The sequence below is a fragment of the Reyranella sp. genome (assembly GCF_030651995.1).
Classification (GTDB): domain Bacteria; phylum Pseudomonadota; class Alphaproteobacteria; order Reyranellales; family Reyranellaceae; genus Reyranella.
In genome coordinates, this window is record NZ_JAUSBN010000085.1 from 39,669 (window position 1) to 59,825 (window position 20,157).

Annotated in this window: 21 protein-coding genes and 1 tRNA gene; 12 read left to right on the forward strand and 10 right to left on the reverse strand. The window is 67.2% G+C overall.

Annotation, left to right across the window (positions count from 1 at the left end; genetic code table 11):
• The first annotated feature begins 3 nt into the window (after window positions 1-3).
• The 3 genes from Q7V45_RS25820 to Q7V45_RS25830 all read left to right on the forward strand — a co-directional run bounded on the left by Q7V45_RS25820 (window position 4) and on the right by Q7V45_RS25830 (window position 2,092).
• The gene (locus Q7V45_RS25820; RefSeq protein ID WP_304857243.1) at window positions 4-339 is read left to right on the forward strand and encodes a DUF962 domain-containing protein; all 336 of its coding nucleotides are present in this window, start codon (window positions 4-6) and stop codon (window positions 337-339) included.
• A gap of 81 nt (window positions 340-420) precedes the next feature.
• Window positions 421-1,353, forward strand: coding sequence for a thioredoxin (gene trxA / locus Q7V45_RS25825; RefSeq protein ID WP_304857245.1), 933 nt, complete (start codon window positions 421-423; stop codon window positions 1,351-1,353).
• 10 nt (window positions 1,354-1,363) lie between these two features.
• Window positions 1,364-2,092 carry an LON peptidase substrate-binding domain-containing protein gene (locus tag Q7V45_RS25830; RefSeq protein WP_370692661.1) on the forward strand — a complete coding sequence of 243 codons (729 nt, stop codon included), beginning with the start codon at window positions 1,364-1,366 and terminating at the stop codon, window positions 2,090-2,092.
• A gap of 3 nt (window positions 2,093-2,095) precedes the next feature.
• On the opposite strand, the gene Q7V45_RS25835 is transcribed toward Q7V45_RS25830, so the two are convergent.
• From Q7V45_RS25835 to Q7V45_RS25845, 3 genes are read right to left on the reverse strand one after another with little or no spacing between them, the layout of a single operon-like run.
• Window positions 2,096-3,010 carry an aminotransferase class IV gene (locus Q7V45_RS25835; RefSeq protein WP_304857247.1) on the reverse strand — a complete coding sequence of 305 codons (915 nt, stop codon included), beginning with the start codon at window positions 3,008-3,010 and terminating at the stop codon, window positions 2,096-2,098.
• A gap of 44 nt (window positions 3,011-3,054) precedes the next feature.
• Window positions 3,055-3,981, reverse strand: a complete 927-nt coding sequence (gene dmeF, locus Q7V45_RS25840; protein ID WP_304857249.1) for a CDF family Co(II)/Ni(II) efflux transporter DmeF — start codon at window positions 3,979-3,981, stop codon at window positions 3,055-3,057.
• Between the two features lie 10 nt (window positions 3,982-3,991).
• A complete protein-coding gene (locus tag Q7V45_RS25845; protein WP_304857251.1) occupies window positions 3,992-4,267 on the reverse strand; it encodes a metal/formaldehyde-sensitive transcriptional repressor in 276 nt (91 codons plus the stop codon).
• Window positions 4,268-4,392: 125 nt separating this feature from the next.
• On the opposite strand from Q7V45_RS25845, the gene Q7V45_RS25850 reads away from it, so the two are divergent.
• The 4 genes from Q7V45_RS25850 (at window position 4,393) to murJ (ending at window position 8,226) form a co-directional block, all read left to right on the forward strand.
• Window positions 4,393-4,611, forward strand: a complete 219-nt coding sequence (locus Q7V45_RS25850) for a Trm112 family protein (RefSeq protein ID WP_304857252.1) — start codon at window positions 4,393-4,395, stop codon at window positions 4,609-4,611.
• Complete coding sequence (locus Q7V45_RS25855) at window positions 4,608-5,018, forward strand: DUF971 domain-containing protein (protein ID WP_304857254.1); 411 nt, start codon at window positions 4,608-4,610, stop codon at window positions 5,016-5,018. The genes Q7V45_RS25850 and Q7V45_RS25855 overlap by 4 nt, the downstream gene beginning before the upstream one ends.
• A 20-nt stretch (window positions 5,019-5,038) precedes the next feature.
• Window positions 5,039-6,292 carry a flavin-dependent oxidoreductase gene (locus Q7V45_RS25860; protein ID WP_304857256.1) on the forward strand — a complete coding sequence of 418 codons (1,254 nt, stop codon included), beginning with the start codon at window positions 5,039-5,041 and terminating at the stop codon, window positions 6,290-6,292.
• A 347-nt stretch (window positions 6,293-6,639) separates the two neighbouring features.
• Window positions 6,640-8,226: a murein biosynthesis integral membrane protein MurJ gene (murJ, locus tag Q7V45_RS25865; RefSeq protein ID WP_304857258.1), complete on the forward strand. Its 1,587-nt coding sequence runs from the start codon at window positions 6,640-6,642 to the stop codon at window positions 8,224-8,226.
• Here murJ and Q7V45_RS25870 read toward each other — a convergent pair.
• Window positions 8,195-9,136, reverse strand: coding sequence for a succinylglutamate desuccinylase/aspartoacylase family protein (locus Q7V45_RS25870; RefSeq protein WP_304857260.1), 942 nt, complete (start codon window positions 9,134-9,136; stop codon window positions 8,195-8,197). The two genes, murJ and Q7V45_RS25870, sit on opposite strands and share 32 nt — an antisense overlap.
• A 68-nt stretch (window positions 9,137-9,204) precedes the next feature.
• On the opposite strand from Q7V45_RS25870, the gene Q7V45_RS25875 reads away from it, so the two are divergent.
• Window positions 9,205-10,488: an MFS transporter gene (locus Q7V45_RS25875; RefSeq protein WP_304857261.1), complete on the forward strand. Its 1,284-nt coding sequence runs from the start codon at window positions 9,205-9,207 to the stop codon at window positions 10,486-10,488.
• A gap of 181 nt (window positions 10,489-10,669) precedes the next feature.
• Here the strand turns inward: Q7V45_RS25875 and Q7V45_RS25880 are convergent, their stop codons facing one another.
• A complete protein-coding gene (locus Q7V45_RS25880) occupies window positions 10,670-12,460 on the reverse strand; it encodes a peptide ABC transporter substrate-binding protein (RefSeq protein ID WP_304857263.1) in 1,791 nt (596 codons plus the stop codon).
• 215 nt (window positions 12,461-12,675) lie between these two features.
• Here Q7V45_RS25880 and trpS point away from each other — a divergent pair, with 215 nt between their 5' ends.
• On the forward strand, window positions 12,676-13,749 hold the full coding sequence (gene trpS / locus Q7V45_RS25885; protein ID WP_304857265.1) for a tryptophan--tRNA ligase: 1,074 nt from the start codon (window positions 12,676-12,678) through the stop codon (window positions 13,747-13,749).
• A gap of 3 nt (window positions 13,750-13,752) precedes the next feature.
• Here the strand turns inward: trpS and Q7V45_RS25890 are convergent, their stop codons facing one another.
• Complete coding sequence (locus tag Q7V45_RS25890) at window positions 13,753-15,465, reverse strand: heparinase II/III family protein (RefSeq protein ID WP_304857267.1); 1,713 nt, start codon at window positions 15,463-15,465, stop codon at window positions 13,753-13,755.
• A 237-nt stretch (window positions 15,466-15,702) separates the two neighbouring features.
• Between Q7V45_RS25890 and Q7V45_RS25895 the strand changes: the two genes are divergently transcribed.
• Both Q7V45_RS25895 and Q7V45_RS25900 read left to right on the forward strand, forming a co-directional pair.
• Window positions 15,703-16,164, forward strand: coding sequence for an Hsp20 family protein (locus Q7V45_RS25895; RefSeq protein WP_304857269.1), 462 nt, complete (start codon window positions 15,703-15,705; stop codon window positions 16,162-16,164).
• Window positions 16,165-16,198: 34 nt separating this feature from the next.
• A complete protein-coding gene (locus tag Q7V45_RS25900) occupies window positions 16,199-16,426 on the forward strand; it encodes a DUF1150 family protein (protein WP_304857271.1) in 228 nt (75 codons plus the stop codon).
• 36 nt (window positions 16,427-16,462) lie between these two features.
• Here Q7V45_RS25900 and Q7V45_RS25905 read toward each other — a convergent pair whose 3' ends face one another.
• The 3 genes from Q7V45_RS25905 to Q7V45_RS25915 form a co-directional block, all read right to left on the reverse strand.
• Window positions 16,463-16,933: a PTS sugar transporter subunit IIA gene (locus Q7V45_RS25905; protein ID WP_304857273.1), complete on the reverse strand. Its 471-nt coding sequence runs from the start codon at window positions 16,931-16,933 to the stop codon at window positions 16,463-16,465.
• Between the two features lie 129 nt (window positions 16,934-17,062).
• Window positions 17,063-18,601, reverse strand: coding sequence for an RNA polymerase factor sigma-54 (gene rpoN, locus Q7V45_RS25910; RefSeq protein ID WP_304857276.1), 1,539 nt, complete (start codon window positions 18,599-18,601; stop codon window positions 17,063-17,065).
• Window positions 18,602-18,684: 83 nt separating this feature from the next.
• Window positions 18,685-19,308, reverse strand: a complete 624-nt coding sequence (locus Q7V45_RS25915; protein WP_304857278.1) for a ribonuclease D — start codon at window positions 19,306-19,308, stop codon at window positions 18,685-18,687.
• Between the two features lie 414 nt (window positions 19,309-19,722).
• On the opposite strand from Q7V45_RS25915, the gene Q7V45_RS25920 reads away from it, so the two are divergent.
• Entirely contained in the window at window positions 19,723-19,983 is a 261-nt protein-coding gene (locus tag Q7V45_RS25920; RefSeq protein WP_304857280.1) for a hypothetical protein, read from the forward strand.
• A gap of 78 nt (window positions 19,984-20,061) precedes the next feature.
• Here the strand turns inward: Q7V45_RS25920 and Q7V45_RS25925 are convergent.
• A tRNA-Leu gene (locus tag Q7V45_RS25925) sits at window positions 20,062-20,146 on the reverse strand.
• Window positions 20,147-20,157 lie beyond the last annotated feature (11 nt).

Sequence of the window (20,157 nt, forward strand, 5' to 3'; positions counted from 1 at the left end):
CGGATGGCCTCCCGCTTCCGGACCTATGCCGAGTTCTGGCCCTTCTATCTGCGCGAGCACGCGAAGCCGTCGACGCGCGCGGTCCACTATGTCGGCACCCTCGCGTCCGCAGCCCTTCTGATCTGGGCGATCGCGTCGCAGAACTGGTGGTGGCTGCTGGGAGTCCCCGTGTTCGGCTACGGACCGGCCTGGTTCGGCCATTTCTTCATTGAGAAGAACCGGCCCGCCACCTTCGAAGCACCGTTCTGGTCGCTGATCAGCGATTACAAGATGTGCGGCCTCTTCCTCACCGGCCGGCTCGGTGACGAGTTGATGAAACACCAGGTCCGCGCGCCCTAGAACGGATCGGTGTGGCCCCTTGCTTCCCGGGGGGCCCGACGCCACATTGCAGGCGAACATCCCAATTCCGTTCGAGGACCCATGGAAACGATGCTGCAGGGCGCCGCGCCGCAGGCTGCCCCCGCCGACCTGATCAAGGACAGCGACCAGACGAAGTTCGCCAAGGACGTGCTCGAAGCCTCGCGCACGGTACCGGTGATCGTCGATTTCTGGGCGCCGTGGTGCGGGCCGTGCAAGACACTCCAGCCGATGATCGAAAAGGTCGTCAAGGAGGCCAAGGGCGCGGTCAAGCTGGTCAAGATCGACATCGACAAGAACCAGATGCTGGCCCAGCAGCTGCGCATCCAGTCGATTCCGGCCGTCTACGCCTTCTTCGGCGGCCGCCCGGTCGACGGCTTCATGGGCGCCGTCCCCGAGAGCCAGCTGAAGGAATTCGTCGCTCGCCTGATCCAGGCCTCCGGCGGCGCCACCGGTGACCCGGCCGCCGCGGAGCTGGCCGAACTGCTCGAGCAGGCCAAGGCCGCGGTCGCGCAGAACGACATGGATACCGCCGCGCAGATCTACAGCGAGATCCTGGGCCTCGAGCCGACCAACGTCGTGGCCCTGGCCGGCCTCGCGCGCTACCAGGTCGCGCTCGGCGACGTCGAGCAGGCCAAGGAACTGCTCGAGCAGATCCCGGCCAAGGAGCGCACCGGCGCCGACGTCGTGGCCGCCCAGGCCGCGATCGACCTTGCCGAGAAGGCCAAGGACGCCGGCCCGATCACCGACCTCAAGGCGAAGGCCGAGGCGGACCCGAAGGACTTCCAGACCCGTCTCGACCTCGCCATGGCCTACTGGGCCGGCAACCAGAAGCAGGAAGCCGTCGACGAGCTGCTCGCCATGATCAAGGCCGACCGCGCCTGGAACGAGGCCGCCGCGCGCCAGCAGCTCCTGAAGTTCTTCGAGGCGCTGGGCTTCACCGATCCCATTTCGGTCGACGGCCGCAAGCGGCTTTCGACCATCTTGTTTTCGTGAGCCCCGACTCGTGAGCGAAGAGTCGCGCTCCTCGCAGAGGCCGGCGCGCAATCCGTTCGAGCCGACCTTCGAGCAGCTTCCCGAGACGCTGCCGATCTTCCCGCTGTCGGGCGTGCTGCTGCTGCCCGGCGGCAAGCTGCCGCTCAACATCTTCGAGCCGCGCTACCTCGCCATGATCTCCGACGCGCTGGCCGGCTCGCGCATGATCGGCATGGTGCAGCCGGTTCAGCCGGGCGGCTTCGCCGGCGACGGCATGCCGTCGGACGACGGTCGTCCCAAGGTTCACCGGGTCGGCTGCGCCGGACGCATCACCAACTTCAACGAAACCGAGGACGGGCGGCTGATGCTGGTGCTGAGCGGCGTCTGCCGCTTCGACATCGTGCGCGAACTCGACCCCGCCCAGGGCGGCTATCGCCGCGTCTCCTCGGTCTTCTCGCCCTATCGCGCCGATCTCGACCATGCCGACGACGTCGTCGAACTCGACCGCGACCGGCTGATGGCGGCGCTGGCCGCCTTCTTCCGCGGCCGGCAGCTCTCGACCGACTGGGATGCCGTGAACAAGGCGGCCGACGCCAACCTCGTCAGCTCGCTGTCGATGGTGCTGCCGTTCGGTCCGGCCGAGAAGCAGGCGCTGCTGGAAGCCGCCGACTCCACGGCCCGCGCCAAGCTGCTCATCGCCTTCCTCGAAATGAGCGCCTTCGGCGACAACTCGGACACGCCGCCCGGCCGCACGAACTGATCGTCAGTCGCCGTAGGGCACGGGAGTCGACAGCGCCAGCTCCTCGTGCCGTGCCCAATAGAGTTCCTCGATGCGTCGCGTCAGCGCGCCGGGCCGGCCGTCGCCGACGGGACGCCCTTCGTAGTTCACGACCGGCATGATGCCGCCGGCCGTGCTGCTGATGAAGATCTCGTCCGCCTCGGCGACCTCGCGCGCTTCTACGGATCGCACCTCGACCCGCAATTGGAGCGCCTCGGCAATCTCCATCACCGTGCGGCGCGTCATGCCCTCGAACAGGCCGCGCGCCGGCGTGGCGAGCGCGCCGTTGCGGACGACGAAGACATTGAAGCCTGGCCCCTCCGTCACCGTGCCGTCGGCGGCCGGCATCAGCGCGATGGTGGCATCACGGTCATAGGCCTCGAACACTCCCATCGTCAGGTCGAGCCAGTGGAAGTTCTTGATCCTCTGGTCGAGCGATTCAGGCGGGATGCGCTGGGTGTGCGACAGGATCATGCGCAGGCCCTCTTGCCGCTGGGTCTCGTCGGCAATCCAGACGAAAGGCTGCGCGAACGCATAGAGGCGATTGCGGCACAGGCGCGGGTCGCGGGTGCCCACCGGTGGCAGTCCGCGGGTACAGGTCACCTGCACGTAAGCATCGCGCAGGCCCGACCGGCTGGCACACTCGATCATGATGTCGGCGATCTGCTGCGCCGTCAGCGGCAGCGACATGCGGAGGCCGGCCATCGACGCCTGGAAGCGCTCGACATGGTCCATGAGCCGGAAGAAGCGTCCCTTCCAGACATGGGCCACATCGTAGGTCGCATCCGAGCGGACGAAGCCGCGGTCCAGGATCGGAACCGCAGCCTCCGACAGCTGCATCCAGCGTCCGTCCATGTAGGCCACACCCTTGATGGCGGCGGTCTCGCTGTCACGGTCCATTGCCAGCTCCTCGATCAGTTCGGCTTTCCGGACTCGACCATGACTCATCGGGTTTCGATCGTCACATGCGCGAGTTCGTGGACCGGCACGAGGCGTTCGCGAATGGCCTCGCGGTCCGCAGTGCCGGCGACGCTGACGATCGCGGCATGGGCGCCGGGACCGATCCGCCAGATGTGCAGATCCGTGATGCGCGCGTCGCCGGGCCCTTCGACCTGTTCCCGCACCTCGGCTTCCAGATGCGGGTCGCTCGTGTCGAGCAGCACGGCGGCCGTGTCGCGCAGCAGGTTCCACGCCCAGACGGCGATCACGGCGCCGCCGACGATCCCCATGACGGGATCGAGCCAGACCCAGCCGAGATAGCGGCCGGCCACCAGGGCCACGATCGCCAGGACGGAGGTCAGCGCATCGGCCACGACGTGGGCGAACGCCGAGCGGAGATTGTTGTCGTGATGGCCGTGCTGGTGCTCATGCCCATGGTCATGATGAGGGTCGTGGGCGTGTCCATGGCCGTGCCCGCCCGACAGCAGGAATACGCTGGCCACGTTGACGACCAGACCCAGGATCGCGACGAGAGTCGCCTCGCCGAAGGCCACGGGCGAGGGATCGAAGAGGCGCCCGATCGACTCGACGGCGATCCCCAGCGCGACCAGCGCCAGGACCAGCGCCGACGCGAAGCCCGAGAGATCGCCGACCTTGCCGGTCCCGAAGCTGAACCGCCGATCGGCGGCATGCCGCCGCGCGAAGGCGTAGGCGCCGGCCGCCACGGCGAGCGCGCCGGCATGGGTCGCCATGTGGAAGCCGTCGGCCAGCAGGGCCATCGAATTGAAGGCGATGCCGGCGGCGATCTCGCCCACCATCATCAGGGAGGTCAGCACGACGACCCAGAGCGTGCGCCGTGCATTTTCATCGTGCCGCTCGCCGAGGAACACGTGATCGTGGGAAGGCGGCTCGATGTCCCGCAGCGTGGTCATGGTATTCCCGTCACTTCGCATAGCGGCGAACGACGGCAATGAGCTCCTCGGCCCCGGCCGCGCGCGCCACGGCATCGAGCCCCGGCCGGGCAACGTGCTCACGCACATGATCCTCGATCAGCTCGCCCATCAGCCCGTTGAGCGCGCCCCGCGCACCCGCAACCTGTTGCAGGACCAAGGAACAATCCGCCTCCTGCTCGATCGCCTTCTCGATCGCCGCCATCTGACCGGCGATCCGGCGGACCCGCGCCATCAGCTGCGCCTTCTTCCGGGGGAGATGTGCCATAGTATACCCCTCTATACTATATTCCACAGACAGGAAACCCCGCGCGTGGCCCTAGGGCGCGGGCTAGGGCGGGCATCGGGCTCCATGCTATAAGAGCCGTACAAGAATCAGGGAAACCCCGCACGATGAACTCTCCATCGGACGACTCCGCAGCCCCCCGCCGCGCCGGCGTGGATCCCAAGCTGCTCGAGATCCTCGTCTGCCCTGCCACGCACGGCCTGCTGGAATACGACGCGGCGGCCGGCGAACTGATCAGCCGCAAGGCCGGTCTCGCCTATCCGATCCGCGACGGCATCCCCATCATGCTGGTGAGCGAGGCACGCCAGATCCGCGACGTGCCATGACCGCCGAATTTCCCAAGGCCGTGCCCGACGGCGGCAGCTACGAATCGGACGCAGCGCCCTGGCCCGTCGAGTTGCGGGTCTTCAAGGAGGAGGGACGGCTGGAGATCGACTTCTCCGACGGCCATGCCTGCGCACTCCCCGCCGAGTACCTGCGGGTCGAGAGTCCGTCGGCCGAAGTGCAGGGGCATGGGCCGAACCAGAAGAAGATCGTCGGCGGCCGCCGCCATGTGAAGATCGCATCGGTCGAGCCGGTCGGCCACTACGCGATCCGCATCGTGTTCGACGACCGCCACGACACCGGCATCTACAGCTGGGCCTATCTGCGCGAGCTCAGCGAAACGCGGGCCGAGCGCTGGGCCACCTACGAAGCAGCCCTCGCCCAGCGCGGCCTGAGCCGGGACACCTGACGAAACCTGACGAGCCACCCATGAAGATCATCATTGCCGGCGCCGGAATCGGCGGATTGACCGCAGCCATGTGCCTGCATCGCGCAGGGCACGACGTACAGGTGTACGAGGCCGTGTCGGAGATGCGACCACTGGGGGTCGGAATCAACATCCAGGCCGGCGCGGTGCGCATCCTGTGCAGCCTGGGCCTCGAGCCCGCCCTCGCGGCCACCGCCATCGAGACCCGCGAGCTGCGCTACGCCAACCGCCACGGCCAGACGATCTGGGCCGACCCGCGCGGCCGCCATGCCGGCCTTCCGTGGCCGCAATTCTCGATCCATCGCGGCGAGTTGCAGATGATCCTGGTCCATGCGGCGCGGGAAATGCTGGGCGCGGATCGCATCCGGATGGGACGACGCATCGCCGATTTCGCGCAGCACGGCGCCACGGTGACCGCGCGCTTCGCCGACCGCGACGGAGCGATCGTCGAGGAAGCCACGGCCGATCTCCTGATCGCCGCCGACGGCATCCACTCGGCGGTCCGTGCCCGCTACTATCCGAACGAGGGACCGCCCAAGTGGCAGGGCATCCTGATGTGGCGCGGCGTCACCGTGGGCAAGCCCTATCTCGGCGGCAACACGATGGTGCAGGCCGGCCATCACAACCAGAAATTCGTCTGCTATCCGATCAGCCGCGCCCACGCCGAACGCGGCGAAGCACTGATCAACTGGATCTGCGACCTCCACATGGGCGACGACGCGCTGCCCTCGCGCGAGGACTGGAACAAGCCGGGCCGGCTGGAGGATTTCCTGCCGCGCTTCGCCGACTGGAACTTCGGCTGGCTCGACGTGCCGGACGTCATCCGCAACGCGCATACGATCCTGGAATTCCCCATGGTCGATCGCGATCCGCTGCCGCGCTGGAGCCACGGCCGCATCACGCTGCTGGGCGATGCGGCCCATCCCATGTATCCGATCGGCTCGAACGGCGCCTCGCAGGCGATCCTCGACGGCGAGGCGATCACGCAGGAGCTGGCCGTCGGCGACGATCCCGAGGCCGCGCTCAAGCGCTACGAGGAGCGGCGCCTGCCGCCCACGGCGCGCATCGTCGAGAGTAACCGGCGCAAGGGGATCGACGTGATGCTCGACATCGTCGAGCAGCGCGCGCCGCAGGGATTCACCGATCTCGAAAGCGTGCTGCCGTCGGACGAACTCGAGAAGATCGTCGGCGACTACAAGAAGCTCGTCACCCAGGACCGCGAGACGCTGCTGAAGCTCGCCGCCGCCTCGAAGTGATCCGCCCAAACGAAAACCGGCCCCTCTCGGGACCGGCCGTGGTGGCGTTTTAGTCCGGCCATCACATCGCCGGCACCACCGAGGAACTTTATGCCAGAGGGCGATGACAGAATTATGGCCATGACACAGGCAATTCCTGCCGTTTCCGGCGGGACTATCGCGTATGAGTCAAGGGTCCCTCACTGCGTTCGGGATGACACTGTCTTCAGCATCAGCGCACTGCGCCAACCTCAGCAACATTGTCATCCCGAACGCAGTGAGGGACCTTTCACTTTCCCCGAAGCTCCAGCTGCCAGGGCCATTGAGGCTACGTGCGATAGCCCCGCCGTTTCCCGGAGGCCGCGCGCATGAGTCTCGTCCGGGCCATCGCGACGGTCGGCGGCTTCACGCTGCTCAGCCGGATCGTGGGATTCGTGCGCGACATCGTGCTGTCGGCGGTGCTGGGCTCCGGCGCCGTGGCGGACGCCTTCTTCGTCGCCTTCAAGCTTCCCAATTTCTTCCGCCGCCTGTTCGCCGAGGGCGCCTTCTCGGCCGCCTTCGTGCCGCTGTTCGCCCGCGAATTGACGGGCGGCGGCCGCGAGGAGGCGATGGCCTTCGCACGGCAGGCCCAGGCCGCGCTGCTTCTGGTGCTGGTTCCGTTCACCGCGCTGCTGATCCTCGCGATGCCCTGGGTGATGGCCCTGCTCGCCCCCGGCATGCGCGACGATCCACCGACATTTGCCATGGCGGTCGAGTTCGGGCGCATCGCCTTTCCCTACCTGCTGTTCATCTCGCTGACCTCGCTCTACGGCGGCGTGCTGAACAGCATCGACCGCTTCGCCCATGTCGCCGCGACGCCGGTGCTCCTCAACCTCACGCTGATCGCCGCCGTGCTGGGGCTGACGCCGCTGCTTCCCAACGCGGGTTACGCCGCCTCGATCGGCGTGGCGATCGCGGGCGTGCTGCAGTGGGTCTGGCTGCTGGTCGCCTGCGGACGCGAGGAGGTCGGCATGGCGCTGGTGCGGCCGCGGCTCACGCCGCGGGTGACACGGCTGGTGAAGCTCGCGACGCCAGTCGCGATCGGCGGCGGAGCGCAGCAGATCAGCGTCGTGCTCGACGTCGTCTGGGCCTCGCTGCTGCCCGTGGGCACGATCTCCGCGCTCTACTATGCCGACCGCGTCGCCCAGCTGCCGCTCGGGGTCGTCGGCATCGCCATCGGCACGGCGCTGCTGCCGCTGCTCGCGCGCGAGCTGCGCGCCGGCAACACGCAGTCGGCCATGACCAACCAGAATCGCGCCCTGGAATTCGGCCTGCTGTTCAGCCTGCCGGCCGCCGTGGCCCTCTGGCTGCTGGCCGATCCGATCATCCGCGTCCTGTTCGAGCGCGGCCGGTTCCTGCCCGAGGATACGCTGCGCTCCGCGAGCGCCCTGGCCGCCTTCGCCGTCGGCCTGCCGGCCTTCGTGCTGGTCAAGGCGCTGGCACCCGGCTTCTTCGCCCGCGAGGATACGCGCACGCCGCTCTACATCGCCCTGGCGGCGATCACCGCCAACGTCCTGTTGAACGTCTATTTCCTGTTCGCCACGTCGCTGGAGCTGGTCGGCATCGCGCTTGCCTCCTCCCTGTCGGGCTGGCTGAACGCGGCGCTGCTGGCCGCCGTCCTGCGCCGGCGCCGCCAATGGATTCCTGACGGCCGATTGATCTCGCGCGGCGTCCGGATCGTCGGCGCCAGCGCCGGCATGGGGGCGGCCCTTTGGTTCGGTCTGCAATGGCTGGCGAGGCCCCTGTCGCGCGCCGACATCGAGGGCGGCCTGGCGCTGGCCGGTCTCTGCATGATCGGGATCGCGGCCTATGCGCTGCTGGGCGCCGCGCTCGGCGTCGTGAGAATTTCCGAGCTGCGCTACGTGATGCGCCGCCAGCCCGGGCTCACGTCAGCCGACCCAGGCGAACAACCGTGACGCCGGGCCGCAGCGGCCGGCTCGACGAGGGCATGACCAGTACGCAATCGTCATAAGGCGTCGTCACCGGCTCGTCGTCGTCATGGCCCAGCACGGTGCCCGCCTTGGCGATCACGTCCTGGCCCTCGAAGCGCTGCGCCGGCGTGAAGTTGCCGCGCTTGGTGGCGACTGCATGCGTCACCTCGACGACGCGCTGGCTGGCAGGCGTCGGCTGGCGCCAGCCGGCGGGAAGATCGGCCTCTTCGAGCGCTCCTGCCTCGACGAGGAAACGGGCCGTCACGTCCTTGGCGACCACGACCGAGGAGGCGCGCCAGTGCTGGCCGGTCTCGATCAGCAGGGCGTTCTTGGGGCTCTTCGGATCGCCGAACCCGCCATAGTCGCGCATGCGCATGCCGGCGGCGTGGCCGGCGTCGCGCACGATGTCGACCGGCGTGCCGATCCGCTTCGCGAAGGCCACGCCCTTGTCGAGCGGGCCGGACAGCATCAGCGGCACGCAATCGTCGTGCATGGAATGGAGGTCGAGCAGCAGGTCGGCCCGCTCGACGAAGGGCTTCAGCACCTGCGCCCGCCGCGTCTCGACGGTGGTCGCGGGCTCGTCAAGCCGACCCCACACCCGGTTGAAATCCTCATCGACCAGGCGCGACTTGAACGGCGTGCGCGGATCGAACGAGTGATACGCCTCGATGTTGTTGAAGGACAGGATCAGCGTGCCCTTGCGCGGCATCACCTTCATGTCCAGCAACGCGTCGACCACGATGGCCCCCGAGACCTCGTTGCCGTGCGTCAGCGACGCCACCATCACCGTCGGCCCGGGCGTGCCGCTTTCCAGGACATGGATGTAAGGCGCGGCGCCCGTCTCCCATCGGCGCAGGTCGGGGAAAGTGAATTCGATCGGCGGATTATCGGACATGTTTCGGGACCATCGGCAGGTTGTACCGCTCCTTCGCATGCTAGTTTGCCAGGGACAAGGAGAAGCCAATGGCGCGCAGCCGGTATCGCTGGTTCATCGTCTTCCTGCTGTTCGCGATCACCGTCGTGAACTACATCGACCGGGCGGCCCTCTCCTACGCCATCCCCATGATCCAGCGCGATCTCGGACTGTCGCCGGCCGAGACCGGTGCCATCCTGGGCGCGTTCGGCCTGGGCTATGCCGTCACGACCCTGCTTGGCGGCTTCGCCGTCGACCGCTATGGCGCCCGGATGATCCTCACGCTTGCAGCCGTGCTGTGGAGCCTGTCGATCGGCGCCACGGCGCTCGCGACCAGCGTGACCATCCTCTATGCAGCCCGCGTGATGCTGGGCGTCGCGGAAGGGCCCAACTTCCCCGCCCTCACCGGCGCGGTCAGACACTGGCTGTCGCCGCATGAACGGGCGACGGCACTGGCGAATGCGCTGCTGGCGGTGCCTCTGGCGCTCGCCATCGGCGGGCCGCTGGTGACGGTGCTTCTCGGCTGGCTCGACTGGCGCCTCACCTTTGCGGCGCTGTTCGCGCTCTCCGCCGCCTGGATTCCGCTCTGGTATTTTTTCTTCCGGGACGATCCGTCGCAATCGCGGTTCGTGAATGCGGCCGAACTGGCCCATATCCGCAAGGTCGATCGCGGCGTCACCGCGGCCCCGCACGCGGTGCTGAAATCCTGGCCTGAGCCAGGCGTGCTGAAGGAACTGCTGACCAACCGCACGCTTCTCGCGAACTATTGGGCCTTCTTCGTCTTCGGCTACTTCCTGTTCTTCTTCATGACCTGGCTGCCGAGCTACCTGGAGCGCAAGTACGGTCTGGACCTCGGTGCCGTCGGCCTGTTCTCGGTCCTCCCCTGGCTGTCGGCCGCTGTCCTGCTGTGGGCCATGGGCCGCTGGTCGGACCACCTGCTCAAGACCACGGGCAGCCTGCGCATCTCACGTTCCTGGCTGATCGCCGGCAGCCAGCTGGTCGCGGCCCTCGCGGTCGTGCCGGTGGCCCTCACCGACAATCTCACCGTCGCGGTCGCCGGCATCACCGTGGCCGTCGCGGCGTCGATGGGGGCCAACGCCGCCTACTTCGCAGTGAACGTCGACATCGTGCCGCAGCGTGCCGCGACAGCGCTCGGCCTCATGGATCTGGCCTTCGCCATCGCAGGCTTCCTGGCGCCGGTCATCACCGGCTGGGTGCTGAACCTGCGCGGCTCGTTCGCGGACGGCTTCCTGCTGATGACGGCGCTCGCCCTCTCTTCAGTGATGGTGGTCCTGCTGTTCCATCACCCCGACAGGGATCGCGAGAAGACCTGAGATGGAATCATCAGCACAAACCTCATGCTGAGGAGGCTGCCCCTCGAATACCTCGGGGTAAACTCCGCAGCCGTCTCGAAGCATGGGCACGAGCACCGCGTTTGTTGCCCACCCTTCGAGACGCGGTCCTGCGGACCGCTCCTCAGGGTGAGGTCGTGAGTCGAGGCAGTCCGAAAGGCCTCTAGCCCTCGCGATACCAGTTCGCGAGATCCCACGTGTTGTTGTCCCAGCCGCTGATCTCGACCACGAGATTGGAGGCGGCAGCGGCGGCGTTCGGCCGCATGACCAGCGGGATCACCACGTGGTTCTCGATCACCAGCTCGTTGCACCTGATCAGCAGGGCGGCACGCTTCACCGGATCGAGTTCGACCTGGGCCGCGCTGTGCGTCTCGTCATACTCCTTGTTCTGCCAGCGCGTGACGTTGCGACCCTGCCACTTGTTGTCCTTCGTGGCGGCTTCCCAGGAGCAGAACTGGCGCAGGAAGACCTCGGGATCGGGCGCATTCATGCCGTTGCTGTATTCCTGAAGGTCGGCATAGAACTTGGTGTAGGTGTCGGGATTGGCGACGTCGGAGGAGAAGAACACCGAGGCCGTCACCGACTTCAGCTCTATCTCGATGCCGGCCCGCTGGGCGGCCTGCTTGATGATCTGCTGCGTCTTCTGGCGCGGCTGGTTGATCGAGGTCTGGTAGACGAACTTCAGTCTCTTGCCGTCCCTGGTTCGCACGCCGTCGGCGCCGCGCACCCAGCCGGCTCTGTCGAGCAGGGCATTGGCCTTGTCGACGTTGAACTCGTAGGACGTCCTGGTCGAGCGGAAGCGCTCGGGGTTGTTGATGTAGTTGGCCGTCGCGATGCCGATACGGCCGTAGATGTGGTCCTGGATCGACTTCTTGTCGATCACCAGCGAGAGCGCCTCGCGCACGGCACGGTCCGACAGGATCGGGTGCTTCGTCTTGAGGCTGGACCGCTCGCCATCGACCTCGGTCCACGGATCGGTGTTGTTCAGCTGCATGTGCTCGATGCCACCGCCCAAGGTGACGATGACCCGTCCCTTGCCGCCCTTCTCCATGCGCACGAGGATCTCGTCCTCAACCTGCAGGTTCCAGGCGAAGTGGTATTCGCCGGTCTGCAGCACGGCGCGCGCCGCCGACACCGCATCGCCGCCGCCCTTCATCTCGATCGCGTCGAAATGCGGCCGGTTGGGCTCGTGGTAGTCGGTGTTGATCTCGCCGGTGACCAGGTCGCCCGGCTTGAAGTCCTTGAATTTGTAAGGGCCGGTTCCCACAGGCTTGAGGTTGGTGGGCGCCTCGCGCGACTTCGCGCCCGTATAGTCGCCGAACAGATGCTTCGGGATGATGCAGCCGGCCCAGCCCACGAACGTGTCGGCCCAGAACGGGGTCGGCTGCTTGAAGTTCACGCGCACGGCGTGGTCGTCGACCTTTTCGACCGTGACGTCCCGGTAGGAGCCGTTCGACACCGTCGCCGTGGCCGGATCGCTCGAATACTGCCAAGTAAAGACCACGTCGTCCGCGGTGAAGGGCCTGCCATCGTGCCAGCGCACGTCCCGCTTCAGCTTCCAGACCACCGAGAGCCCATCGGCCGACAGCGTGCCGTCGGCCCGGTTGGGGATCGAGGCCGCGAGCTTGGGCTTCAGGTTGCCGTCGCGGTCCCACGCCGCCAGCGGCTCGTAAAAGATCCGCGAAGCGTCCTGGTCCTTGGTGCCGACAGCGAAGTGCGGATTGAGGAGCGTCGGCCCCTGCCACCACATCACCTTGAGCAGGCCACCGCCCCCGCGCCGGGTGGGCTTGTAGACCGGTCGGGACTGCGCCATCGCCACGCCGGAGAGCGCCAGGAGCTGGGTCGCCATGGGAGCGGTCAGCCCCGCCGCCGCCAGGCGTCGGATGAAGCCGCGGCGCGACAGGCGACCGGCTTTCACCTTGTCGACGAGACTCCGCAAGCCACGCTCGTTCATCGATGCCTCCATCGCGGTCGTCGAAGCTACCCTGGCGCTCCTGCTATGCTGCAAGATGCGTGAAATCGATGGGAACAGCCGGAACCTGCGCCGTCAACCGCTCTGCCTTGATTAACGGCGCGACCTGCGCGATACCCGCGCGCCCCTGCCTTCCACCGGCGAGGTGCGCGGAGGTCCAAACCCCGCGCCATCGACCTCCAGCGGAGTCCACATCCATGCCTGACACGATCCCCGCCGCCACCGGCGCGCCCAACACGCATCTCGCCCCCTACGAAGCGCGCGGCCTCAAGGGCCGCATCCTTTCGGGGGTGCAGCCCACCGGCAATCTCCATCTCGGCAACTATCTCGGCGCGATCCGCAACTTCGCGCGCCTGCAGGACGACTACGAGTGCCTGTACTGCGTCGTCGACCAGCACGCGATCACCGTGCCGCAGGATCCCAAGATGCTGGCGGCGCAGACGCGCGAGATCGCCTCGGCCTTCCTCGCGGCCGGCGTCGACGGCGCCAAGCAGATCGTCTTCAACCAATCGATGGTGCCCGAGCACGCGCAGCTCGCCTGGATCTTCAACTGCGTGGCGCGCATGGGCTGGATGAGCCGCATGACGCAGTTCAAGGAAAAGGCCGGCAAGGACCGCGAGAACGTCTCGCTGGGCCTGTTCGCCTATCCGGCGCTGATGGCGGCCGACATCCTGATCTACAAGGCCACGCACGTGCCGGTCGGCGAGGACCAGAAGCAGCATCTCGAGCTGACGCGCGACATCGCCATCAAGTTCAACAACGATTTCGGCCAGCCCGACTTCTTCCCGATCACCGAGCCGCTGATCTTCGGCGCGGCGACCCGCGTCATGAGCCTGCGCGACGGCACCAAGAAGATGAGCAAGTCCGATCCGTCGGATTACTCGCGCATCAACCTCACCGACGATGCCGACTCGATCGCCCAGAAGATCCGGCGCGCCAAGACCGATCCGCTGCCGATGCCCGACACGCTGGCCGACGCCGAGAAGCGGCCGGACGCCGATAACCTGCTGGGCATCTATGCTGCCCTCGCCGACCAGGAGAAGGACGCCGTCGTCGCGCAGTTCGCGGGCAGGCAGTTTTCGGACTTCAAGACGGCCCTGACCGAGCTGGCGGTCGCCAAGCTCGGCCCGATCGGCGCGGAGATGCAGCGGCTGATGAAGGACCCCGGCCATGTCGACGGCGTGCTGCGCAACGGCGCCCAGCGCGCCCGCGCCGTCGCCGCGCCGATCCTCGACGAGGTCTACCGGGCGGTGGGCTTCCTCAAGCCGTAGCCGTCAGCCTTCCATGCGCGTGAGGGCCCACTTCACGGTGGTGCCCTCCGCCGGGACCTGGCCGACCAGCACGATCTGCTCGGTGCGGCGCACGCGCCCCGTCTCGCCGAGATAGATGCTCTCGGCCAGGCCGATGCCGGCACCGGTCGCGCGCAGCCGCCAGCCGCGGCCGCTCGGCAGCCGCATCAGCACGGCCTGTCCACTCTGGGCCAGGGTCGCCTTCACCGTCGGATGCAGATGGAAGCGCACGATGTAGCGCCGGTCCGGCACGGTGACCGGCCTGCCCTCGTAGCCGAGGAACGAATCCTCGCCGCGCAGATCGCCGCCATCGGGTGACAACCACAGACGCCTGCGGTGGATGATGCCATAGAGCGAGCGGTAGCCGTCATGGCACATGTCGAGCCACTGGGCGCCGGCATCGTCGGCCCGATCGATCAGCACGTTGCCGGCGCGATACTCCAGCGCGCCATGGTTGGTGATCTCGGTCGAGTTCACGTCGTCGACCACCGCCGTCGAATGCGCGGCCGTGAAGCGCATGAAATGCTGCCAGTCGCGCGGCGCGCCGGGATAGGTGCCGCAGTTCACGACCAGCCGCTCGTGCGCGGCGCTCATCTCGAAGCTCAGTGTGCCGGCATGGGCGATGCCGTCCATGCCGCGGCCGGGCGGGCTGCCGGCATCGGCGATCACCAGCGAGGTTCCGGCGGCCAGCCGCTGGAAGCCGCTGGCCAGCGCCATCGCCGGGGCGACCTCGCCCGAGCCGGTGCGTGCCAGCACGAGGTCGATCAGGCGGCGGTCGCCTTCCCATGTGCCGTTGAACAGCGCCAACCCGCCGTCACCATGGCGGAAGAAGCGCAGCATCGGCGCCATGCGGTCGATCGCGGCGACCAGCTCGGCCGGTGCGCGGCGCTCGGCGGACGCCAGGGCGGCCCGCACGTCGATCAGGTGGCGCAGAACGGTGAGCTGCAGGTGCGGCGCGCGCTCCGACACGATGCCGTCGTGCAGCACGTAGCGCTTCAGGAACTTCGAGAGCCGCGCCAGCGACTGATCGAGGCTCTTCTCGAAGTACTTGCCGTCGCGGATGAACGCGAGGTCGGCGAAGATCAGCGCCTTGTAGACGGAAACGGCCTCGTGTCCGACCATGCCACGGCGCGCGACGCGGCGCAGATGCACCCGCTGGCGCCCGAGCGAGAACACGAAGCGGGCCGAGAAGCCGGAATCAGCCGCCGCGGCCATCCATTCATAGTGCCGGATCCAGGCGACCATGCGCGCCGCCAGCACGTCGCGCTTCCACGTCACCGGCGACCAGCGCCATTCGCGGTTGGTCCAGTCGTCGACCAGCTTCGCGGCGAGCAGCGCGCCGTGCGGATCGCCGTTGTCGCGCAGGTCGCGCAGCCAGGTGAACCCGTTCAGCGCATCGAGCCAGAGCGGCGCGGCGCCGGCGCGCTGCCACGGCGGATCGTCCGAATCGGGCAGCACCACGCCGGTGCTCCCGCCGGCGGCGAATTCGCCGGCCAGCAGCAGCCGCTGCCCGAGCACCGGATCGCCCGGCCAGGAATCGGCCGCCACCGCGAAGAAACTGCGCGGCGTGGCCTGGCTCAGGGTCAGGGAATAGAGCGACGAGCCCAGGAACCAGCGGCCGAACGCGCGGCGCTCTCCCTTTGCCGCGGCAGACGGGCGCGTCGGAACGGAACGTATGGGCCGGGCGCCGGAAACCAAGGGTTCCCCGGGCCGTCTTGTGTCAGCGACCAACGTCATCTTTTCGTTCTTTGGCCCGGGAGGCTCGAGCGGCCGGGCGGTGGAGGGGTTTTGGACAGCTTACCCCACCCGGAGCCCTCTGGCGATGGGTTGGCAGGCCGGGAGGGCCTTGAACGGCGACCGCTGCACCCCAGATCCATTCCAAGGGAATGCCCGCACGGGGTTCCCCGCCACTCGCTCCACGGAGGGGGGTTCAGAATGAGTCGTGTTTCTGTGTTTAGTTCACCGTTGCTGCTGGGTTTCGACCAGTTCGAGCGGACGCTCGACCGGCTGGCCAAGAACGCCGAAGGTTACCCGCCTTACAATATCGAGCGGATCGGCGAGAACGGGCTGCGCATCACCTTGGCGGTCGCCGGCTTCACGAGCAGCGAACTGGCGATTGAACTCGTCGAAAACCAGCTCACCGTCCGCGGCAAACAGACCGACGACGGCGATCGGGTCTACCTCCATCGCGGCATCGCCGCGCGCCAGTTCCAGCGGGCCTTCATGCTGGCCGACGGAATCGAGGTGACGGGAGCCCGTCTCGACAATGGCCTGTTGTCGATCGACCTGGTGCGGCCGGTCCTGGAGCCGCGCATTCGAACCATCCGCATCGACGCCGGCAACGCCGCCGGCAACGCGGACCATACGATCGATATCACCGCACGTCGCAGCCGTTGAGGCGGGGCGCGTTGATGCTGCCAAGGAGGTAGCCATGGAAAACGAAAACAACGTCGTGATGTTCACCCCCCTCGCCGAAGAAGCGTTTCTCAGCCTCGGCGCCGAGCACATCGCCTATGTGAAGGAAGTCAGCCTTCCCGACGGGGCGCATGCCATCGGCATCTTCTCGGCCGACGGCAAGCCGATGGCTTCGGTCCCGTCGATCGAGATCGCGCAGGCGCTGATCCGCCAGCACGAGCTGGAGCCTGCGCTGGTGCACTGAGGAAGTGTGGCCGAAGAGTCTCTTGGATAAGACGGTTCAGGCGGCGCTCTGCGCCTGCACCGTTTCGACGAGCAGCGCGTAGAGCGCCTCGGCATTCTCGGTCGCCCGCAGCTTCTCCACGAGGCTGCGGTCGCGCAGCAGACGCGACACGCGCGCCAATGCCTTGAGATGGTCGGCACCGGCCCCCTCGGGCGTGACCAGCAGGAACACGATGTCCACGGGACGCTCGTCGATCGCATCGAAATCGACGGGGTGGGCCATGCGGGCAAAGACGCCCATGGGCTTGGTCATGCTCGACAGCCGGCCGTGCGGGATGGCGATGCCGCCGCCGATTCCGGTCGAGCCCAAGCGCTCCCGCTCGAGCAGGCGATCGAACAGCTTGCGCTCGTCGACGTCGAAAAGACCGGAGGCGCGGTTGGCGAGTTCCGCCAGCAGCGCCTTCTTCCCGGTCGCCTTGGCGCTGGCCAGAACGGCATCCGGGCCGGTCAGCAAATCGGCGATTTCCACAATGTCACCAATGGGTTAGCGAGCGCGAACTTTGGTCCCCCCTGCGAAGGGTGCGCCCCTATAGGCGCGTCCCCCGGTCGGGTCAAGCCGTGGTTCGTCCGCACGCCGCGCCCCGCCGCGCGGCCCGTCTCAGTCGGCCGAGCCGCTCATCGCCTGGGCGACGGCGGCGGCGTGCGGCAGACCCGAGGGCATCTGACGGCTCATGCCCAACCGGCCCAGACGACGACGTTCCGCCGAAGACGGTATGCGCATGGCCTCGCGATACTTGGCGACGGTGCGGCGCGCGATCTCGATTCCCTCGCCCTTCAGCAGGTCGACGATGCGGTCGTCGCTGAGCGGCTGGTGCGCATTCTCGCCGCCCACGAGCAGTCGGATACGGGAGCGCACCGATTCGGAGGAGACGACGACACCCGGCGTTCGCGCCGGCAGCGACGACGTGAAGAAGTACTTCAGCTCGAAGATGCCGCGCGGCGTATTGATGTACTTGTTCGAGGTGACGCGGCTCACCGTGCTCTCGTGCAGCTCCGTGGCGATGGCGATGTCGCGCAGCACCAGCGGCTTCAGCGCGCTGACGCCGTGGCGGAAGAAACCGTCCTGCTGGCGCACGATCTCGCGCGCGACCTTGAGGATCGTGGTGGCGCGCTGCTCCAGCGTCTTGACCAGCCAGTTGGCCGACTGGAATCGCTCGGCGACGAAGTCGCGATCGGGCTTGGCGCGCGCGCCCTTCATCAGCGTCGCGTGATAGTTGCGGTCGACCAGGACCTTGGGCAGCGCATCGGTATTGAGCTCGATGTGCCAGCCATCCTCGCCGGTGTCGGGATCCTTAGCCGGCGTCAGGTAGAGATCGGGCTGCACCGCCTGGATCGGCTCGAACTCGAAGCCCTGGCCGGGACGCGGGTCGAGCGTGCGCAACTCGGCCAGCATCTCGCGCAGATCCTCGTCGTCGACACCGCAGCGACGGCGGAGCTGGCCGAGCTCACCGGCAGCCACGAGCTCGAGGTTGTCGAGCAGCGCCTTCATCGCCGGATCGAGGCGGTTGCGTTCGGCCAGCTGCGCGGCGAGGCACTCGGCGACGGTGCGGGAAAAAAGACCGGCCGGCTCCATCTGGCGCAGCCGCGCCCAGATCTTTTCGACGACCACGATGTCGGCGGCGACGCCTTCGGCGACGGCCGCCGCTTCGAGGCGGCAGTAGCCGGCCTCGTCGAGACCTTCGGCGATCTTCACGGCGATGCGGCGTTCGGCCGGATCCTTGAACATCAGCTCGATCTGTTCGAGCACATGGACGGCCAGCGACCGCGGACGTTCGGCCACGAAATCGAGCGCCTCGGGCGCATCTTCGCGCTGGCCGACACGGCTCGCGGCGGCGTCGCCGCCACGGTCGGCATGTTCGCGGGTCCAGCGATCGTCGGCTTCGGCAAGGGCCGGCGCGGCTGCCGAAAGGGCCTCGGCCGTATCGCGCGGCGCCTCAATGGCGGGGACTTCGTACTCGGCCGACGGGCCGTCTTCCGGGGAACCCTCGCTCAGCAGCGGATTCTTTTCCAGTTCCTGTTGAATGAAGGCGGCGAGTTCGAGGTGGGAGAACTGCAGCAGCTTGATGGCCTGCTGGAGCTGCGGCGTCATCGCCAACGTCTGACGTGACGCGAGGATTAGACTCGGACCGATACGCATGTCACCCCACCCCTGAAGGTCTGTTGACCTCCCCGTAGGGAAACTAACGCAAAAACCGTGCCAATGCTAGGCCGACTGAAATCTCAGTGAGCAAAAATATCCGTTTCCGGCCAGCCCGCGATGTCGAGCCGCGCGCGGGTGGGGAGAAAGCCGAAGGCGGCATCTGCCAGTTCACGGCGGCCTTCGCGCTCCAGAAGCACGTCCAGCTTGGCCTTCAGGGCGTGCAGATGCAGCACGTCGGAAGCGGCATAGGCAAGCTGCTCGTCCGTAAGGCTGTCGGCACCCCAGTCCGAGGTCTGCTGGTGCTTGGAAAGATCGACACCCAGCAGCTCGCGGCACAGGTCCTTCAACCCAAAGCGGTCGGTGAAGGTGCGCACCAGCTTGGCCGCGATCTTGGTGCAATAGACCGGCTCACAGCGCACGCCGAGCGAGTGCTCGAGCACGGCGATGTCGAAGCGACCGAAGTGGAAGAGCTTCAGCACCTTGGGATCGGCGATCAGGGCGGCCAGCCGCGGCGCCTTGGCCGCGCCCTTCGGCGCGCCCCGAGGGATCTGAACCAGATGGGCGTTGCCGTCGCCTCCCGAAAGCTGAACCAGGCAGAGCCGGTCGCGATGCGGGTTGAGGCCCATGGTCTCGGTGTCGATGGCGACGACGGAGCCGAACGAAATATCCGCGGGAAGGTCGCCACGGTGAAGGCGGATCGCCATCTAGAAATGCTCCGGCTGGCCAGCACGTCGCCCGGAGGCAGAATGCTCAGGCAACGTCTAAACTGTTGATATTCCACACTAAGGTGTGGACATGCGAAGAAGTATGTACGCCAGTCGCCCAGCGCCGTCCATATTGGGGCGATGGCGACGTGCGGTGCGCACCCACGTCGAGAGCGATCTCACGATCGTCCGCGCGCACGGTGTCTCTCGAATTCCACGACAACCTTCGTGCTCGCGCGACAACGGCGCTTGCCGCGGCACGACAATTGCGCGTCCATGCCCGGACGACGGTAACAGTGATTACATAACGGGTCGTCATCCTTTGGGTGTTGCGGAGACCGTCATCGATCCATGCGAGAAGAAACTGCTACAATGAACCGTCTGCATCGAACCGAGGCCTAGAGTACAGATGCGATGAACTACATAGTTTTGGCTGTCGTCGTGTTGTTTGCCGCCGCGGGCGCGATCGTCGGGTGGCGGCGTGCGACGGAGAGAATCGAGAACCCTCCCGGCAAGTACGATTTCCCGGGGGGCATGAGCCGGCGCGACCATCTGCGCAGTCTCGCCCACAAGCACCGCCAGTGGCGGATTCCAATTACCTTGGCTTATGCAGCCGCGGGCGGCGCGGCAGGCTTCGCCCTGTTGATGGTCTATGCCGTTTTCATAAGGCGATGATCCGGGAATCGGGCCGGATCCGCCGCAAGCCGGTTGGGTCGGTTCAGGTTTTTTGCGGGCGGGGAGAAACCAGCCGCATGGTGCCCAGGAGAAGACTCGAACTTCCACGCCTCGCGGCGCTAGTACCTGAAACTAGTGCGTCTACCAATTCCGCCACCTGGGCACGGCATGCGG

What these genes read in the sequence shown, in the direction of transcription:
- Q7V45_RS25820 (WP_304857243.1), top strand. Translation starts at nt 4, where the DNA reads ATGGCCTCCCGCTTCCGGACCTATGCCGAGTTCTGGCCCTTCTATCTG.
- trxA (WP_304857245.1), top strand. Translation starts at nt 421, where the DNA reads ATGGAAACGATGCTGCAGGGCGCCGCGCCGCAGGCTGCCCCCGCCGAC.
- Q7V45_RS25835 (WP_304857247.1), bottom strand. Translation starts at nt 3,010, where the DNA reads ATGGACCGTGACAGCGAGACCGCCGCCATCAAGGGTGTGGCCTACATG.
- dmeF (WP_304857249.1), bottom strand. Translation starts at nt 3,981, where the DNA reads ATGACCACGCTGCGGGACATCGAGCCGCCTTCCCACGATCACGTGTTC.
- Q7V45_RS25845 (WP_304857251.1), bottom strand. Translation starts at nt 4,267, where the DNA reads ATGGCACATCTCCCCCGGAAGAAGGCGCAGCTGATGGCGCGGGTCCGC.
- Q7V45_RS25850 (WP_304857252.1), top strand. Translation starts at nt 4,393, where the DNA reads ATGAACTCTCCATCGGACGACTCCGCAGCCCCCCGCCGCGCCGGCGTG.
- Q7V45_RS25855 (WP_304857254.1), top strand. Translation starts at nt 4,608, where the DNA reads ATGACCGCCGAATTTCCCAAGGCCGTGCCCGACGGCGGCAGCTACGAA.
- Q7V45_RS25860 (WP_304857256.1), top strand. Translation starts at nt 5,039, where the DNA reads ATGAAGATCATCATTGCCGGCGCCGGAATCGGCGGATTGACCGCAGCC.
- murJ (WP_304857258.1), top strand. Translation starts at nt 6,640, where the DNA reads ATGAGTCTCGTCCGGGCCATCGCGACGGTCGGCGGCTTCACGCTGCTC.
- Q7V45_RS25870 (WP_304857260.1), bottom strand. Translation starts at nt 9,136, where the DNA reads ATGTCCGATAATCCGCCGATCGAATTCACTTTCCCCGACCTGCGCCGA.
- Q7V45_RS25875 (WP_304857261.1), top strand. Translation starts at nt 9,205, where the DNA reads ATGGCGCGCAGCCGGTATCGCTGGTTCATCGTCTTCCTGCTGTTCGCG.
- Q7V45_RS25880 (WP_304857263.1), bottom strand. Translation starts at nt 12,460, where the DNA reads ATGAACGAGCGTGGCTTGCGGAGTCTCGTCGACAAGGTGAAAGCCGGT.
- trpS (WP_304857265.1), top strand. Translation starts at nt 12,676, where the DNA reads ATGCCTGACACGATCCCCGCCGCCACCGGCGCGCCCAACACGCATCTC.
- Q7V45_RS25895 (WP_304857269.1), top strand. Translation starts at nt 15,703, where the DNA reads ATGAGTCGTGTTTCTGTGTTTAGTTCACCGTTGCTGCTGGGTTTCGAC.
- Q7V45_RS25900 (WP_304857271.1), top strand. Translation starts at nt 16,199, where the DNA reads ATGGAAAACGAAAACAACGTCGTGATGTTCACCCCCCTCGCCGAAGAA.
- rpoN (WP_304857276.1), bottom strand. Translation starts at nt 18,601, where the DNA reads ATGCGTATCGGTCCGAGTCTAATCCTCGCGTCACGTCAGACGTTGGCG.
- Q7V45_RS25915 (WP_304857278.1), bottom strand. Translation starts at nt 19,308, where the DNA reads ATGGCGATCCGCCTTCACCGTGGCGACCTTCCCGCGGATATTTCGTTC.
- Q7V45_RS25920 (WP_304857280.1), top strand. Translation starts at nt 19,723, where the DNA reads ATGAACTACATAGTTTTGGCTGTCGTCGTGTTGTTTGCCGCCGCGGGC.